The organism is Streptococcus sp. HF-1907, from assembly GCF_015594605.1.
GTDB lineage: Bacteria > Bacillota > Bacilli > Lactobacillales > Streptococcaceae > Streptococcus.
In genome coordinates this window covers 39601-55247 of the sequence record NZ_JADNQT010000001.1, presented here as the reverse complement: position 1 = coordinate 55247, position 15647 = coordinate 39601, and the positions used below count along the sequence as shown (strand labels likewise).

General features: G+C 41.0%; 16 protein-coding genes, 1 pseudogene and 1 riboswitch. Of the genes and pseudogenes, 8 read left to right on the top strand and 9 right to left on the bottom strand.

What is annotated here, in order from left to right; all coding sequences use genetic code 11:
- Window positions 1-9 precede the first annotated feature (9 nt).
- The 3 genes from IYQ92_RS00290 (at window position 10) to IYQ92_RS00280 (ending at window position 2777) form a co-directional block, all read left to right on the top strand.
- On the top strand, window positions 10-612 hold the full coding sequence (locus IYQ92_RS00290; RefSeq protein WP_195674778.1) for an NADPH-dependent FMN reductase: 603 nt from the start codon (window positions 10-12) through the stop codon (window positions 610-612).
- 23 nt (window positions 613-635) lie between these two features.
- Entirely contained in the window at window positions 636-1886 is a 1251-nt protein-coding gene (locus tag IYQ92_RS00285) for an NAD(P)H-dependent oxidoreductase (protein WP_195674777.1), read from the top strand.
- 99 nt (window positions 1887-1985) lie between these two features.
- Window positions 1986-2777, top strand: a complete 792-nt coding sequence (locus tag IYQ92_RS00280) for a formate/nitrite transporter family protein (RefSeq protein ID WP_195674776.1) — start codon at window positions 1986-1988, stop codon at window positions 2775-2777.
- A gap of 56 nt (window positions 2778-2833) precedes the next feature.
- On the opposite strand, the gene IYQ92_RS00275 is transcribed toward IYQ92_RS00280, so the two are convergent.
- Complete coding sequence (locus tag IYQ92_RS00275) at window positions 2834-4111, bottom strand: nucleobase:cation symporter-2 family protein (RefSeq protein WP_195674775.1); 1278 nt, start codon at window positions 4109-4111, stop codon at window positions 2834-2836.
- 2 nt (window positions 4112-4113) lie between these two features.
- Window positions 4114-4695 carry a xanthine phosphoribosyltransferase gene (locus tag IYQ92_RS00270; RefSeq protein ID WP_195674774.1) on the bottom strand — a complete coding sequence of 194 codons (582 nt, stop codon included), beginning with the start codon at window positions 4693-4695 and terminating at the stop codon, window positions 4114-4116.
- A 100-nt stretch (window positions 4696-4795) separates the two neighbouring features.
- Window positions 4796-4891: riboswitch (purine riboswitch) on the bottom strand.
- A gap of 144 nt (window positions 4892-5035) precedes the next feature.
- Here IYQ92_RS00270 and IYQ92_RS00265 point away from each other — a divergent pair.
- Together IYQ92_RS00265 and IYQ92_RS00260 are read left to right on the top strand one after the other, a co-directional pair.
- Entirely contained in the window at window positions 5036-5989 is a 954-nt protein-coding gene (locus tag IYQ92_RS00265) for an iron-containing alcohol dehydrogenase (RefSeq protein WP_195674773.1), read from the top strand.
- Window positions 5928-6227 carry a hypothetical protein gene (locus tag IYQ92_RS00260; protein ID WP_195674772.1) on the top strand — a complete coding sequence of 100 codons (300 nt, stop codon included), beginning with the start codon at window positions 5928-5930 and terminating at the stop codon, window positions 6225-6227. Before IYQ92_RS00265 ends, IYQ92_RS00260 begins: the two co-directional genes overlap by 62 nt.
- 45 nt (window positions 6228-6272) lie before the next feature.
- Here the strand turns inward: IYQ92_RS00260 and IYQ92_RS00255 are convergent.
- A pseudogene (locus tag IYQ92_RS00255) lies at window positions 6273-7120 on the bottom strand (Cof-type HAD-IIB family hydrolase).
- 161 nt (window positions 7121-7281) lie between these two features.
- On the opposite strand from IYQ92_RS00255, the gene IYQ92_RS10125 reads away from it, so the two are divergent.
- Both IYQ92_RS10125 and IYQ92_RS00245 read left to right on the top strand, forming a co-directional pair.
- A complete protein-coding gene (locus tag IYQ92_RS10125; RefSeq protein WP_229311245.1) occupies window positions 7282-7959 on the top strand; it encodes a hypothetical protein in 678 nt (225 codons plus the stop codon).
- 69 nt (window positions 7960-8028) lie between these two features.
- On the top strand, window positions 8029-8790 hold the full coding sequence (locus IYQ92_RS00245; protein ID WP_195674771.1) for an AIM24 family protein: 762 nt from the start codon (window positions 8029-8031) through the stop codon (window positions 8788-8790).
- 52 nt (window positions 8791-8842) lie between these two features.
- On the opposite strand, the gene IYQ92_RS00240 is transcribed toward IYQ92_RS00245, so the two are convergent.
- Genes IYQ92_RS00240 through IYQ92_RS00220 form a run of 5 tightly spaced genes read right to left on the bottom strand, consistent with a single transcriptional unit; the run spans window position 8843 to window position 13042 of the window.
- Window positions 8843-9604 (bottom strand): SDR family oxidoreductase, encoded by a 762-nt coding sequence (locus tag IYQ92_RS00240; RefSeq protein ID WP_195674770.1) that lies wholly within the window; start codon window positions 9602-9604, stop codon window positions 8843-8845.
- A gap of 57 nt (window positions 9605-9661) precedes the next feature.
- Window positions 9662-10654 (bottom strand): phosphate acetyltransferase, encoded by a 993-nt coding sequence (gene pta / locus IYQ92_RS00235; protein ID WP_195674769.1) that lies wholly within the window; start codon window positions 10652-10654, stop codon window positions 9662-9664.
- A gap of 15 nt (window positions 10655-10669) precedes the next feature.
- Window positions 10670-11563 (bottom strand): RluA family pseudouridine synthase, encoded by an 894-nt coding sequence (locus IYQ92_RS00230; protein WP_195674768.1) that lies wholly within the window; start codon window positions 11561-11563, stop codon window positions 10670-10672.
- Window positions 11560-12396, bottom strand: coding sequence for an NAD kinase (locus IYQ92_RS00225; protein WP_195674767.1), 837 nt, complete (start codon window positions 12394-12396; stop codon window positions 11560-11562). The genes IYQ92_RS00230 and IYQ92_RS00225 overlap by 4 nt, the downstream gene beginning before the upstream one ends.
- On the bottom strand, window positions 12371-13042 hold the full coding sequence (locus IYQ92_RS00220; protein WP_195674766.1) for a GTP pyrophosphokinase: 672 nt from the start codon (window positions 13040-13042) through the stop codon (window positions 12371-12373). Before IYQ92_RS00220 ends, IYQ92_RS00225 begins: the two co-directional genes overlap by 26 nt.
- Before the next feature lie 136 nt (window positions 13043-13178).
- Here IYQ92_RS00220 and IYQ92_RS00215 point away from each other — a divergent pair, with 136 nt between their 5' ends.
- Window positions 13179-13754 (top strand): CYTH domain-containing protein, encoded by a 576-nt coding sequence (locus tag IYQ92_RS00215; RefSeq protein WP_195674765.1) that lies wholly within the window; start codon window positions 13179-13181, stop codon window positions 13752-13754.
- A 40-nt stretch (window positions 13755-13794) separates the two neighbouring features.
- Here IYQ92_RS00215 and IYQ92_RS00210 read toward each other — a convergent pair whose 3' ends face one another.
- Window positions 13795-15591, bottom strand: a complete 1797-nt coding sequence (locus IYQ92_RS00210; RefSeq protein ID WP_195675048.1) for a heavy metal translocating P-type ATPase — start codon at window positions 15589-15591, stop codon at window positions 13795-13797.
- Window positions 15592-15647: the final 56 nt, after the last annotated feature.

The following is a 15647-nucleotide window of genomic DNA, read 5'->3' as shown; positions in this document are numbered from 1 at the left end:
AATTGTTACATGAAACTTATTGGCATCGTTGGGACTAACTCAGCAAAATCAACCAATCGTCAATTATTGCAATACATTCAAAAGCATTATGCAGAAACAGTGGATATTGAACTAGTTGAAATAAAAGATTTGCCTGTCTTTAATAAACCGGCAGATAAAACTGTTCCAGATTCTGTTCTCGACATTGCTACTAAAATCGAAGCTGCTGACGGTGTCATCATTGGCACACCTGAATACGACCATTCTATCCCAGCAGCCTTGATGAATGCACTTGCTTGGTTATCCTACGGTATTTTCCCACTTCTCAACAAACCGGTCATGATTACTGGTGCTTCTTACGGCACACTTGGTTCTTCTCGTGCACAATTACAATTGCGTCAAATCCTCAATGCACCTGAATTGAAAGCTACTGTCTTGCCAGGTGAATTCTTGCTTTCACATTCACTACAAGCATTTGACCAAGAGGGCAATCTTCGTGACTTAGACACTGTTAAAAAATTGGATGCTATCTTTGATGATTTCCGCATTTTTGTTAAAATTGCTGGAAAATTGCAAAATGCTCAAGATTTACTACACAAAGAAGCTGAAAATTTTGACTGGGAAAGTTTATAAGAGTTTAGAAAGGGAATAATCACATGAAATTCGTAGGTATCGTTGGATCAAATGCAGAGCAGTCATATAATCGCATGCTCTTAGAGTTTATTCGTTGTCATTTTAAAACAAAATTTGAATTGGAACTTCTAGAAATTGACGAAGTTCCAATGTTCAACCAAGATCAAGATTGGAAAGAAAGTTTCCAACTTCGACTCATTTACAATAAAATCACTCGCGCAGACGGTGTCATCATCGCTACACCTGAACACAATCATACCATCACAGCTGCTTTGAAGAGTGTTCTAGAATGGATGTCATTTGAAGTTCATCCTTTTGAAAACAAACCTATCATGATCGTTGGTGCTTCTTACTATGACCAAGGAACATCACGTGCCCAAGTACACTTACGTAAAATTTTAGACGCTCCAGGTGTTAATGCTTACACACTTCCTGGAAATGAATTCTTGCTCGGCAAAGCTAAAGAAGCTTTCGACGATAAAGGTAATATCACAAATGAAGGAACCATTAAATTCCTTGAATCTTGTCTTGATAACTTCATCAAGTATGTAGAGGTCGTTTCTAAATTGAAAAAACCAAAGCCAATTGCTCCTGAAGACTTGGATTGTAACCATCCAATTTCAACAACTGTCACTGAAGTTGACCCTGATGATCCAGAATGGGTTGAAAAAGTCGCTGAAATCACAGGTGCTGTTTCAGGAGACACTTACGTTAAACTTGACCATGGTATCTTGACTGTTGACCAAATCAACATGTTTTTGAAATCAATGCCATTTGAATTGACTTATGCTGACGATAACAACCAATTCCTATACTACAACAACGCTCACCAAGATCCTGATACGATGTATGCTAAACGTGTTCCATCACAATCAGGAAGCCGTATGTCTACCGTTCACGCTTCATTACCAGCTAACCGCATGAAAAATGTTGAATGGGTAATTGGAACGCTCCGTAACGGTAATCAAGAGTACGTCCGTACCTTAATTCCGAATCCAAACCCAGCTGTCCTCAACACTCACAATTACCAAGCAATGTACTACGATGACGGTTCTTACGCAGGTATCAACGAAATCGTTTTCAACTTTAAACCTTGGTTAGACTGGTATCTTCAAACAACTGGTCAACGTTTGGTCGGAGGTTCAGGACCATTCGCACCTGCTGCTAGCGCTCCTAGTGCTGATGCTACTTCTGGTGCTTCTTCAAGCGACGGTGGTCATGCTAGTGCACCTGCTGCTGAAGCTGATGCCACTTCTGGTGCTTCTTCACACTAAACGATTGAACATTTGAAAAAGAGCTGAGACCTGCTACTAAGCCAGTCTCTCTCTTTTTTTGGGGAAATTTTAGGAAAATAATATTAAAGAGGTTGATTTATGACACCATTTCAAGAAAAAATTGCTGCCGCTTGTGCTAAAAAAGAAGCTCTTTTTGATGAGAGCTTGGGACGCTACGCGCTACGCTCAATGTTAGCTGGCGCTTATCTAACAATGAGTACAGCTGTTGGGATTATTGCTGCTGACGTAATTGGCACAGGCATCCCAGCCCTATCACGTTTTGCCTTTGCTTTCACTTTTGCCTTTGGACTGGCTTACGTGCTTATCTTCAACGGTGAATTAGCTACGTCGAATATGATGTATCTAACGTCTGGTGCCTACTACAAGTCTATTTCATGGAAGAAAGCTATTACAATCTTGCTCTACTGCACATTCTTTAATTTTGTTGGAGCTACTATTTTAGCTTGGCTATTTAACCAGTCCTTCTCATTTGACCACCTCAATCAAAATAGTTTTATGGTCAATGCTGTCCAAACAAAACTTGGTAAATCTAATTGGAATAATTTCTTCGAAGGAATCACAGCTAATATTTTTGTCAACGTTGCTATTCTTGGCTACATGCTTTTGAAAGAAGAATCTGCCAAAATCACCATTGCGGTATCTGCCATCTTTATGTTTGTCTTTTTAGTAAATGAACACTTGATTGCAAACTTTGCTTCATTCATGCTAGCTGCTTTCAGTGATATTCCAAATATCAAAGGGCTCAATGTTATGAATGTCCTCCGTCAATGGATTGTTGTCTTCTTTGGTAACTGGATTGGCGGTGGCGTCTTTATCGGACTAGCCTACGCTTGGCTCAATCAAACCAAAACTAATCATCGCGAAAATTAAGGCGACGGAACACATGAGAAAAGCACTTCAGATATCAAACTCTAAAGTGCTTTTTATTAGTTAGATTGTGAGTTATCAAGACCATTTAAAATAAGGTTTAGTACAACCGCGAAGACAGTTGCAATAACAATCCCGTTTGTCAAGAACATCTGAACTGTATTTGGCAAGCTAGTGAAAAGATTAGTATTATTAAACCCAACCCCTGCTGCAATCGAAACAGCTGCGATGATAAAGTTGTGTTCATTATTTTTAAAATCAACTGCACGTAGCATTTGCATTCCTTGAAGGGCCACCATTCCAAAGAGAACTAACATTGCACCACCTAGAACTGGGCTAGGAATCATTTGTGCCATGGCTCCAAATTTAGGAACCAAGCCAAGAACTACAAGGAAGCCAGCGGTGTAAGAGATTGGACGACGCGTTTTGATACCTGACAATTGAACCAAGCCAACGTTTTGTGAAAAACCTGTATAAGGGAAGGTATTAAAAATACCACCGAGTAAAACAGCAAGCCCTTCTGCACGATAACCATTACGAAGGCGGGTGCTGTCCAATTTATCATGAGTTAAATCAGACAAGGCAAGGTAAACACCAGTTGATTCAACCATTGATACTGTTGCGATGATACACATCATGACGATTGAAGTGATTTCAAATTTTGGGGCTCCAAAATAGAATGGTTGCGGAATGTGAACAAGCGGTGCTTGGGTAACAACAGAAGTGTCCACCAAGCCCATGAAGGCTGCAACAATGGTTCCACCAATCAAGCCGATTAAAATTGAAATGGACTTAATGAACCCCTTAGCGAAAATATTTACCGCTAAAACGATAGCAATTGTCAGCAAAGCTAGAATCATTGATTGAGCCGTTGGTTTATCAACATTATTCCCCATATTTCCCATGGCAACAGGAATCAGAGTCAACCCAATCGTTGTAATCACTGAACCTGTTACAATTGGTGGGAAGAAATTCGCAATTTTTGAAAAGATGCCTGAAATGAGAATAACGTAAATTCCTGATACAATCAAAGCTCCAAACATATAGCCTGAACCTTGTTTGGCACCAATGATTGATAACGGTGCTACCGATTGAAAGGCACAACCAAGAACGACTGGTAGACCAACTCCAAATTGTTTGCGGAGTTGTAATTGCAAGAAGGTGGCAACCCCACACATAAAAATGTCAGTTGAAATCAGATATGTCAGCTGAGCTGATGTGTAATTTAGAGCGCTAGCAATCATGATTGGTACTAGAATAGACCCTGCATACATGGCTAATAAATGTTGAAGTCCAAGAATGGCCGCCTGTGAATGTTTTTGTTCGTTAAATTCCATGATTATGCATCAGCCTCCGCAAAAATAATTGAGCCGTCTTTAAATTCTTGAATACGAGCGAGTGATGTCACAGGAACACCTTGTGCTTCAAGAAGAGCTCGACCGTCTTGGAAAGATTTTTCAATAACAATTCCGACACCAGCAACAGCAGCTCCCGCTTGACCAATAATCTCCATCAAGCCTTTGGCAGCTTGACCATTTGCCAAGAAATCATCCACGATAAGAACCGTATCATCTTCTGAAAGGAATTTTGATGCAATGGAAACTTGACTCATCACTTGTTTTGTAAATGAGTAAACTTCAGCAGTCAAGATGCCCTCGTTCATGGTAATATTTTTTGCTTTTTTGGCAAAAATCATTGGAACATTGAGCGCTTGTGCTGTATAGACAGCTGGCGCGATGCCGGATGCTTCAATAGTTACCACTTTTGTGATGCCTGCATCCTTGTATTTGTCCGCAAAGACTTTACCAATTTCTTGCATCAATTCAAAATCGACTTGGTGTGTCAAAAATGAATCGACTTTAAGAATGTTTTCACCGATAATATCGCCATCTTTCAAGATACGATCTTCTAGCAGTTTCATAAATAACCTCTTTTTCTAAAAATCAAAATAGCCTACCTTATCGCGAAGCAGAGAAAATAATGATTCTCTGCTTGCTATTTCATCAAATGAAAGCAATAAGGCAAGCTATGAGCTTACTTATTGTTAGACATTACGGTGTCTTGTAGAGACGCTGAACCAATTTTCAGCATAAATAAGTAATAGATATTAAATTTTTATTTGGGTATTTATTATAACATTTTGGCTTGATATTTCAAGCCATTTTTAAATGGAATTACCTTCACAAGACTCGTTTTTTGATGTTGTTTTACCCCCGTGATATAATAACATCAATTAGATTTATCCAAGAAAGAGGATGGCAATGGCATTTTTAACACGTAGCAGGCAATTTATTTTTGCTAAAGTCATGGGGCAACTCCCCTACAGACAAGAACTCCTTGTGGGGGAAGAAAAATTACTCGACTTGCCCAAGATACTAGTGCGAGATCAGATTTTACACGTTTTTGTGATGACCACGCCTGGCATGATCAAACGAGGTAGCTTGTCAGATTTCTTTGAGGGGCTTAATCGCAATGGCATTTCTTATACGACATTCACGTCTATTCAGCCTGACCCAACGACCGATAATGTTTTGGAAGCGAAAGAAGCTTGCCGCAAGCGTGGTACTCAAGCTATTGTTGCTATCGGTGGTGGTTCTGTACTAGATTGTGCTAAAATTGCTGGCGCTTGCATTGCCAACCTCAACTTTAATCCGAATTCACCTAGTTTTCTATCTAAGCCACTTCCGCCTTTTTATGCTGTGCCGACTACAGCGGGTTCTGGTTCAGAAATAACTGCTGGCGCTGTCATCACAAAACACATTGACGGCAAGCATATTAAAACTCCAATCAATGACCTTCGTCTAGTCCCTAAAACAGTTATTCTCGACCCCGTTCTCACGACAAGTTTACCAAGTTCACTAACTATTTCATCGGGCATGGATGCCGTCAGTCACGTTATCGAAGCCTACACTAATAAATTCGCTTCACGTAAAACACGAATAGCATCCGAAACCGCCTTCCCCTTACTTATCAATAATATTGAACTAGCCGTGAAGGAGCCACAAAATATGCAAGCCAGAGAAAACCTACTTGTCGGCTCTTACCAGGCAGGACTAGCCATCACAACTAATTTCGTTGGCTATATCCATGCCATTTCCCACGCTATCGGAGGACGATATGGCTTGACGCATGGTGTTATCAATAGTCAAGTTAATGCCTTTAGTCTTGAGACATTATGGCGATGCTATCACGGGGCCACTAGCCAAGCTGGCTGATACCATTCAAGTAGGACGTGATTTAGAACCTAGGGAAAAAGCAAAGCTGGTTATTGAGCGTTTAGAGAACTTACGGGAGCGATTTGGTATTTCTGGAAAAATAGCAGAGCTGTCATGCGAAGACTTCCCTGACCTTATTAAACAAGCAATGTCAGAAGCTAATCCTGCTTACCCTGTCCCAGTTATTTGGGACTATGAAGATTTTGAAGATATATTAACAGCTCTCTTGCTGGCATAACATGAAAAAGCACCTTAGAACAATTTTAGTTCTAAGGTACTTTTCTTATTTGTTAAGTAAACCTAATTTTTCGAAGGCATTATAGAGACCGTTATGTTCGACATCGTCTGTCACCATGTCAGCCATAGCTAAGATTTCAGGGCCACCATTCCCCATAGAAACACCGATATTACAGTATTCAAGCATAGGAATATCAACCTTGGCATCACCGAATGCGATGGTGTCAGCCTTATCAGCACTTAGATACTCCAAGAGAACATCGATAGCGTGCGCTTTGGTAATATCTTTGACCCCTAAATCACCGAAAAGGGCCAACTCACCACGACCACCCCAAGTACCAGCCTTCAAGTTTGGAAAGGCTTGAATGGAATCTAGATGGTCTTGATAAGATGATAAAATGAAACTAACTTTATTGAGGTCATCGCGATAGAGCTCACCGCCAAAGACCATGCCGTGCATGATGTCTTCAGCCTGCAAATCTTCTACTCTTCTGCTGTCTTGCCTTTTCCCATCATGTACTTTTGGAGTACAGGTCGAGAAGCTTCACGGAAATGCTCGCTGGCAAAAAGACCGTTGTTGCTTTCAAGATAAAATTCCAAGCCACGTTCATGCAACCAATCAACAATAGCATGAGCATCTTCTTTTGAAATCAGCTGATGCATCAAAACTTGGTTATGGTATTCGACATAGGAACCATTCCCACCAATCAAGCCGTCCAAGCCCATGTCCCAAAGTTCTGGTTGCATTTCGGCACGACTACGACCTGTACAAGCAAAAATAAGGTGTCCATTAGCTCGAGCGGTTTGAACAGCTTTAATAGCAGATTCAGGAAGACGATTATGATAATCAACCAAAGTCCCATCTACGTCTAAAAATACAATTTTTCTTGTCATTTTACTTACCTCGTTGAATTTTCTCATCTCTATTGTAGGCGTTTTCTAGTTATATTTATAGTAATTTACTCGGTAAAACTGATACTATCATCCGATGGTGAAAAGTAATTTTAGTTGCATTTTTCCATCAAAATCGTTATCATGACACTATGATGAAACCGATGACAATTCTTGCACTGGCAAAAACAGACCAACAGAAAGTATTTTTTCAAGAAATTAAAGAGCATTTTGCTTATCTGCTGACTCTGACCATTCGTTGCGAACTTCCTCAGGTGTTAGACTCGTTTGACGGTCTTTTTACATTTGAGGAAGTTCGTACTGATTTACCAGCTCAGCATTTTAGTTTTGAGAAATCCATTGACGGCTACCAAGTGACTCTACCTGCTCTGAGAAATATTGAGAGCACGCTGGCTCTCAGTCAGCTACTAAATCAATTCCAGCAAAAAGCACAGTTCTTCCTCTTAGATGCGCTGCCATTTCGCTTGCGCCTTCATGACCGCACAGGAAAAACCCTCTACTCCAATCATCGTCCCGAAGATCCCTTTGATTTCTTTGAGGATGATGAGCTGCCGCTGGATTCTTGGGTTATGTCTAGCCTGAAAGATAAGGACCAGCACCAGCTGGATATGCTGATACCAAGTGCTTCTTTTGATCACATTTTGATACAGCATTACCAAGAACTGTTTGATAAACAAGGCAAGTCTCTGGGCTACTTTGAATACATTCAGGACTTAAAACCGATTTTAGAGGCCTACTTAAAAGAATCTGGTCAGGCTCTAGTAGGCTGGTCTGATGTGACCTCGGGTGCGTCGATTTCTAATGATGATTTCGACTTTTAGTTGCAGTTTGATTGGGACTGATGAGGTTAAAAATGGTATAATGAAAGCACATTCAAGGAGAAATTGCCCATGTCTTTTAATATCACCAATTTCCTAAATAACGATGATATCATTGTCAAACAAACGAAAGGCTGTTTTTCAATTGTTGAGTATAAGCGTGATTTATCTGTTACACCGCTCAATGCGATGGCGGAATATTTCAACGGTCAAATGAATGTCCGCAAACGTCAGTTAGTAGCTCAATTGGACCGTTCTGCCATTACTCTACAACAAGGAGCCATGCAATGGGTTGTGGGAGATATCAATGCAACCACGGGACTAAAAGGTGCTGGGGATTTCTTTAAAAAAGCCTTGCGAGGCTCTGTGACTGGAGAATCCGCTATCAAACCAGAATATAAAGGGACTGGGATGATTGTCTCTGAACCGACGTACCGCCATCTGATTATTATTGACCTTGATGATTGGAATCGTGGCATTTTAGTTGAAGACGGTATGTATCTTGCATCTGACGCTGAGGTTGAACACAAGACCGTTATGCGCTCTACCGTCTCTTCTGCTACTTTAGGAAATGAAAGCCTGTTCAATTTGGGGCTGTTTGGGACAGGCTTTGTCGTCCTTGAGTCCGATGTCCCCGAAGAGGAACTGGTAGAAGTTGAGCTTCATAATGATACTCTTAAAATTGACGGCTCTCTAGCTATTGCGTGGTCAGAGTCATTAACTTTCACTGTGGAACGCAGTGGAAAATCATCGATTGGTTCAGCAGCTTCTGGTGAAGGATTAGTCAATGTTTATCGCAGAACAGGACGTGTTTTAATGAAACCAGTCAGTTGATATATGGATTACTAAAAATGAGGTTAGGCACTTATTGTCCTAACCTCATTTTTTAGTTTTCATCCCGATAGATGGGCTGTGGTCCAAAAGTTTGCGAAACCGGCATGATTTCAATTCTGTTAATGTTGACGTGAGCTGGTTGTGAGGCAATCCAAGCAACTGTTTCAGCGATATCTTTCGGTTGAATAGCGCGAGCCCCTTGATACAATTTATCTACTCGGTCATCGTCGCCTTTGAAACGAACATTTGAAAACTCGGTCCCTTCACAGAGTCCTGGTTCGATATTTGAAACTCGAATGTGCTTGCCAGCAAGATCTGCTCGCAAATTGAGCGAAAATTGTTTAACGAAAGCCTTCGAGGCACCGTAAACATTGGCCCCCGGATAAGGAACCGTACCAGCTGTTGAGCCAAGATTGATAATCAAACCAGTATCGCGTTTGACCATATCAGGCAAAATCTGACAGGTCAGATAAACAAGCCCGACAATGTTGGTGTTGATCATTGTCATCCAGTCTGTAAAATCAGCTTCATAAGCAGGTTCAAGTCCCAAAGCGAGCCCTGCATTATTTACTAGGATATCAATAGTCTGCCAAGGTTTTGGCAAACTGGCTAAAGCCTGATCGACGGATGCAGTGTCAGTAATATCCATCTGAAGTGGGAAAAATAAGTCCTCCCCGACTTCTTCTTGAAGCGCCTGCAATTTTTCCATCCGACGAGCAGCACCGATCACTTGATAACCTTCGCTGACAAGTCGTTTAACGATGGCTTGGCCAAAACCGGCTGATGCACCTGTCACTAAAGCAGTTTTTGTCATTTGATTCTCCTCAAAAGAAAATGAGACAGAAGTGACTTCTTTCTCGTTTTGCAATTTTTATTTTGCTTTGGCATCAATAGCTTGCGCAGCTGTGATGATGGCTAGTTTGTAAATATCTTCGGCACTTGAACCACGTGAAAGGTCGTTAACTGGTGCATTCAATCCTTGAAGGATTGGACCGATAGCTTCGAACATTCCGAGACGTTGAGCAATCTTGTATCCGATGTTACCTGACTGTAGATCTGGGAAGATAAAGACATTGGCTTGACCAGCAACTGGGCTATTTGGCGCTTTGATTGAAGCTGTTTCTGGAACAAAGGCTGCATCGAATTGGAGTTCACCATCAAGTGATAATTCTGGCGCTAATTCTTTAGCAAAGCGAGTGGCTTCTTGCACTTTTTCGGCTTGTGGAGCTTTAGCACTCCCCATAGTTGAGAAGCTTAGCAAAGCGATTTTAGGATCAATGTCAAAGATTTTTGCTGTATCTGCTGTATTTACAGCAATTTCAGCAAGCTCTTGTGCGTTTGGGTCGATGTTGATGGCGCAATCGGCAAAAATATAACGTTCATTTGTATTTTCACGGTTCATCAAGAAAACACCTGAAGTACGTGAAATGCCTGGTTTTGTTTTGATAATTTGAAGAGCTGGGCGAACGGTGTCAGCTGTTGAATGAATGGCACCTGATACCATACCATCGGCAAGCCCCATTTTAACCAACATGACACCAAAATAGTTAACATCACATAACAAGCGGTCGGCATCTTCTGGTGTTGCTTTTCCCTTACGGATGTCAAGGAATGCCGCTTTCATTTCCTTAAATTGGTCAAAATTATTGGGGTCAATTACCTTATAATCTTGGTCCATAAATCCAAGATGAGCTAAGGCGTCATGAACCTCATCCTTTACTCCCAAGATAATAGGATCAACAAGCCCTTCAAATTTCAAACGAGCAGCTGCACGCAATACACGATCGTCGTTTCCTTCTGGGAAAACGATTTTTACATAATTACTAGCAACTTTTTCACGCAAACTACCGAATAATGAACGCATAAATAAACCTTCTATCTAACTTTTTTGTAAATCTATGATAACGCTATCAAAGTCATCTGTCAAGTTAATCTCAAATTTGTTTTCATTTTTTGTAAACGGATCCGTGAATGTCAATGAATGACAATGCAAGGCTTGTCTTGTGATACCAAGATCCATCCGACCGCCATATAAATCATCACCCAGCAAAGGAAAACCAATGTGGGAAAAATGAACGCGGATTTGATGGGTACGTCCGGTATGGAGACGAATATCAACCAAATAAACGTCGTCTCCAAATTTTTGAACCACCTCATAGGACGTATGAGCGTATTTACCAGAAGGATGCACACAACGTGTGATGATGCTATCCTCAGGGCGCGCAATAGGCGCAATGATTTCTCCCTTTTCTTCTAGCACACCTTTTCCAGAAACCAAAGCATAGTAACGTTTCTCAATGGTTTTCTGTTGTAATTGTTTGTCAAGTCGCGCATGGGCGTAGCCGTGTTTGGCAAAAAGCATCAGACCACTGGTGTCCTTATCAAGTCGGGTAACAATGTGAACCTGCTTGTTAGGATAGTCTTGCTCAACATAGTAATTTTTGACGAAATTAGCAATAGTATTGGAGTGTAGGGCGCTGGGAATACTGGCATAGCCGTGAGGTTTGTTTAAGATCAAGAAGTTATCATCTTCGTTGACAATGTTGAGGTCGTGCTTGATTGGAATCAAGGTTTCATGAGGTTCTTCGTTAGGAATTTCGATGGTCACTACATCACCCACATCTAAAAGGTAAATGGCATTTTGCTCAATACCATTTACCCAAATATTACCACCTTTAAATTTCACCTTAGCCAGCAAGGCTTTAGAAACATCGTACCCTTTCAAGAAAGTCTTAACCTTACAGCGTCTGTCTGCTATAAACTCAAATTTCATGAATCTAATTCTCCAATAAAGGCATCCTTAACACGTTCCCAAAAGCTTGTGTGACTTGGCGTTGATACAAAACTAATTTTTTTACTATCTAGGCAGTATTCAATTTTAGAAACATTTTTAAAGTGCATGGTTTTATTATCAATAGCAATGGTGTAGAGTCCTTGACGTTTGGGCACTACTTCAATTCTTTCATCCTTTGGAATGATAACCGAAGAACCTAATGTTCGATAAATACGATTATTGAGACTAGCAATTTCGGTCAATTGTAGAGCTTCGATGGTTGGGTGAAGCACGGCTCCGCCAAGAGACTTGTTGTAGGCAGTGCTGCCTGTTGGTGTTGAAACTGAAATACCATCTCCACGAAAGCGTTCCAATTTGACCTGATTGATAAAGATATCCGTTACCATTGTCTTTTCAATACGTTTAACCGTTGATTCATTGAGGGCACGTCCTTTAATGATTCGCCCATCCTCTAAAGTGATTTTAACTTTCAAAATGGGATAGGAAACCTTTTCCCCCTTATCGTTTTTGAGATTTTCAATCAATTTGTCCACTTCAAAATCGCGGTAGTCCGTATAAAAGCCCAAGTGCCCTGTATGAACCCCCACAAAGCGCACACGGTCAAGGTACTTTTCATACATGTGAAAAGCCGAAAGGAGCATGCCATCTCCTCCAATTGAAATCACAATATCAGGATCCTTTTTTGACAGATAAAAATCCCTGTCGTCCTTAAAGGCAGCAAATAACTTTGAAGCCACGCGCTTACTCTGATACTTGCCATTAGCAATGATAGCCACACGTTGAGGTCTATCGGTAAAATTCGTCTGTGTCATCACTGTTTCCTACACCATCACTTAACTTACGACTCGCTGGGTCAAATAAAAGCTGCGCCTCGCGAATATCTTCACGGATTTTCCGCATCTCCTCATCCAGCTCTAAGGCAATCTTAGCTGTCGTTTCCAAACGTTTTTTAATCTCCTCAGGAAATTCTCCCTGATATTTATAATTGAGCGAATGTTCAATGGTTGCCCAAAAATTCATAGCCAGCGTTCTAATCTGAATCTCTGCTAACACTGTTTGCTGCCCATCAATTGTATCAACGGGGTATTCAACAACAACGTGGTAAGAACGGTAACCACTCTCTTTCATGTTGTTAATATAATCACGTTCCTGAACGATGGTCATATCTTTGCGTTTTCTCAGTAGCGCTAGCACTTCATCCACGTCATCGACAAATTGGACCATGATACGAAGACCGGCAATGTCTTGTAAATCCTGTGCTAGATTTTCTTCACGAATGCCACGTAAAACCATTTTTTCCTTGATACTCTCAACTGATTTCACGCGCCCCGTGACGAATTCAATCGGTGAGTGCCGGTTTTGCTTGCGAAATTGTTTGCGAATCCCGCGCAGCTTGATTTTCAACTCTCCAACCGTTTGTATATAAGGATCCAAAAATGGCTCCCAATCTATTGACATCTTTATTCAGTCCTCCTCAGATAATTTGATAAAAGGCCGGATACTTGTGCCCCATTCTTGTCAAATGTTCTATTTTCTTATAGAATTAACATAACAATTATTATACCAAAAATAACATACAAAAGGAATCTTTCATATGACTCACCTTGAAATTGAGTACAAAACACTCTTAACCAAAGACGAATTTAACCGCCTGGAAGCCCAATTTAAGCATGTGCAGCCAATTACACAGACCAACTACTATTTTGATACCAAGGATTTCGCTATGAAAGCTAATCGCATGTCACTACGCATCCGCACCTTGGCTGACCGCGCCGAACTAACGCTTAAAATTCCGGAAGCTGTTGGAAATCTTGAGCATAATCTTGATTTGACAATCGCTGACGCTAAAGACATGATAAAATCTGAACACCTGCCTCAAAATCATATCACGGACTTAATCAAGGCTGAAGGCGTTAACCCAGAGGAATTAGGTGTATTTGGGCACTTGACAACAACACGCCGTGAAACCATGACTCCGATTGGTCTAATGGCTCTGGATAGCAACCAGTATGCTAATATTAAAGACTACGAGTTGGAGCTTGAGGTTGAAGATGCTGAGAAAGGCAAGAATGATTTTGACGATTTTCTAAAAGCACATGATATCAGCTTTAAATATGCCAAAAGCAAGGTTGCTCGCTTCAGCGCCACTTTGAAAAATAGCTCGCGCTAGCAAAAATCAGGAATCCTGACTGAACGGATTCCTGATTTTTTTATTTGACATCCCGACGAGCACGAAGAGCAGATAAGATAGACACGGTATCAATAACCTCTTGAAAAATAGCCCCAAGCAAGGTCGGAATAATACCCGTGCTAGCAATTAACATCAAAATCATACAGATGAATAAGCCAAGTAAAACAGACTGTTTAGCAACTTTGATAGTATCTTGTGAAATGTCAACAACCGTTGAAAGGCGACTCAAGTCATCTTTCAGAATGACCGCATCTGCACTTTCGCTAGCAGTAGTTGAGCCGTGCGCTCCCATAGCAATCCCAACATCTGCTACTACTAGGGCAGGTGCATCATTGACACCGTCGCCAACCATGACTACTGGTCGGTCATCTTTACGAACTTCCTTCAAGTGCATGATTTTATCCTGTGGCAGACAATCAGCATGGATGGTTGTAATTCCCACTTCCTTTGCGACTTGCTTAGCGATAACGGCTTTATCTCCCGTCAGCATGAGCAAATTCTTGACACCGAGGGCTTTTAATTTAGCCATGGTATCTCTAGCTTCTGGGCGGATAGTGTCTTTGAAGGTGATGTAACCAAGGAAAATGTCATTTTCAGAGACGTAGATTGTTGTTTGACTTGTCTTGATGTCTTTGGGGACATCTGGGATTAGAGCTGCTTTACCGACGTAAACCTTATTTTGTCCGATTTTAGCTAAAATTCCCTTGGCTGTGATTTCAGTCGCGTTACTGACTGATTCCAAAGGAAGCCCACGGTTAGTGACGAAATTAACCAAAGACCGAGCAAGAATATGAGATGACTCTTGTTCGACACTAGCTGCTAAGCTCAGCAATTTTTCTTCAGAAATGCCATAAGGGAAAATACCGTCGACCTCTAGCACACCACTTGTAATCGTACCTGTCTTATCAAAAGCGACCGTCTTTGCCTTAGCCAACAATTCAAATGTAGTACCAGACTTAACAACTACCCCTTCTCGGCTAGATCGACTCATCCCTGCCACTAGCGCAATCGGAGCAGCTAAAATTAATGGGCAAGGTGATGCTACAACCAAAACTTGGGCAAATCGCATCGGGTCCTTATTGACAAACCAAGCAAAACCACCAATCACATAGGCCGCAATGGTAAATGGCACAGCGTAGCGATCTGCTAAACGCACAAAATGCGCAGGCTCTTCTTCCGATTGTCGTACTAAATTAACCAAGAGTTGGTATTGACTATCTTTGGCAAGTTTTGTGACTTTAAATTGAATGGCTTGGTCACCATTGATAGAACCAGAAAGCAACTCGTCTCCAATTGTCTTATCTACTGGAACAGATTCACCTGTCAAGGATGCTTCGTTAAGACTAGAGTTTCCTTTGATAAGAACACCATCAACTGGCACAATTTCATTGGGTTTAACCAAAACAATATCATCAATTTGAACTTGGTCAACTGGCACATCTACCACATTAGCATCGCGTAAGCAATGAGCTTGACGAGGAGAATTATCAAGTAAGGCTTGTAATTCACGACTAGCTTGCTTACTGGCATACTCTTCTAAGCTTTCGCCTCCTGTGAGCATAATAAGAATCATCAAACTGGCCCAGTAGTCACCAACAGCCAAGGTTGAAATGATTGCCGTAATAGCAAGAATGTCAACACCATATTTTCCTTCTCTAAGCGTTTTAATCATATCGATTAACATGATAAGAGCAAGAAAACCACCAGCAACTGCAACAATAAGATAAGCTATACCAGATTGATGAAAAATAAATTCAGATATTAAGGCAAAAGCCCCAACCATCAAAGTTAACATAAATTTTCTTAATCGCATGATAAAGCACCTTTATTTAGTATCATTCTAAATAACCTTCTTAATTAGAATGATACTAA

Bases quoted from the DNA above. Each gene is read 5' to 3' on its own strand.
- IYQ92_RS00290 (WP_195674778.1), top strand. From the start codon at position 10: ATGAAACTTATTGGCATCGTTGGGACTAACTCAGCAAAATCAACCAAT.
- IYQ92_RS00275 (WP_195674775.1), bottom strand. From the start codon at position 4,111: ATGGAATTTAACGAACAAAAACATTCACAGGCGGCCATTCTTGGACTT.
- IYQ92_RS00285 (WP_195674777.1), top strand. From the start codon at position 636: ATGAAATTCGTAGGTATCGTTGGATCAAATGCAGAGCAGTCATATAAT.
- pta (WP_195674769.1), bottom strand. From the start codon at position 10,654: ATGCGTTCATTATTCGGTAGTTTGCGTGAAAAAGTTGCTAGTAATTAT.
- IYQ92_RS00280 (WP_195674776.1), top strand. From the start codon at position 1,986: ATGACACCATTTCAAGAAAAAATTGCTGCCGCTTGTGCTAAAAAAGAA.
- IYQ92_RS10125 (WP_229311245.1), top strand. From the start codon at position 7,282: ATGACAATTCTTGCACTGGCAAAAACAGACCAACAGAAAGTATTTTTT.
- IYQ92_RS00240 (WP_195674770.1), bottom strand. From the start codon at position 9,604: ATGACAAAAACTGCTTTAGTGACAGGTGCATCAGCCGGTTTTGGCCAA.
- IYQ92_RS00230 (WP_195674768.1), bottom strand. From the start codon at position 11,563: ATGAAATTTGAGTTTATAGCAGACAGACGCTGTAAGGTTAAGACTTTC.
- IYQ92_RS00260 (WP_195674772.1), top strand. From the start codon at position 5,928: ATGCCTTTAGTCTTGAGACATTATGGCGATGCTATCACGGGGCCACTA.
- IYQ92_RS00220 (WP_195674766.1), bottom strand. From the start codon at position 13,042: ATGTCAATAGATTGGGAGCCATTTTTGGATCCTTATATACAAACGGTT.
- IYQ92_RS00265 (WP_195674773.1), top strand. From the start codon at position 5,036: ATGGCATTTTTAACACGTAGCAGGCAATTTATTTTTGCTAAAGTCATG.
- IYQ92_RS00245 (WP_195674771.1), top strand. From the start codon at position 8,029: ATGTCTTTTAATATCACCAATTTCCTAAATAACGATGATATCATTGTC.
- IYQ92_RS00270 (WP_195674774.1), bottom strand. From the start codon at position 4,695: ATGAAACTGCTAGAAGATCGTATCTTGAAAGATGGCGATATTATCGGT.
- IYQ92_RS00225 (WP_195674767.1), bottom strand. From the start codon at position 12,396: ATGACACAGACGAATTTTACCGATAGACCTCAACGTGTGGCTATCATT.
- IYQ92_RS00215 (WP_195674765.1), top strand. From the start codon at position 13,179: ATGACTCACCTTGAAATTGAGTACAAAACACTCTTAACCAAAGACGAA.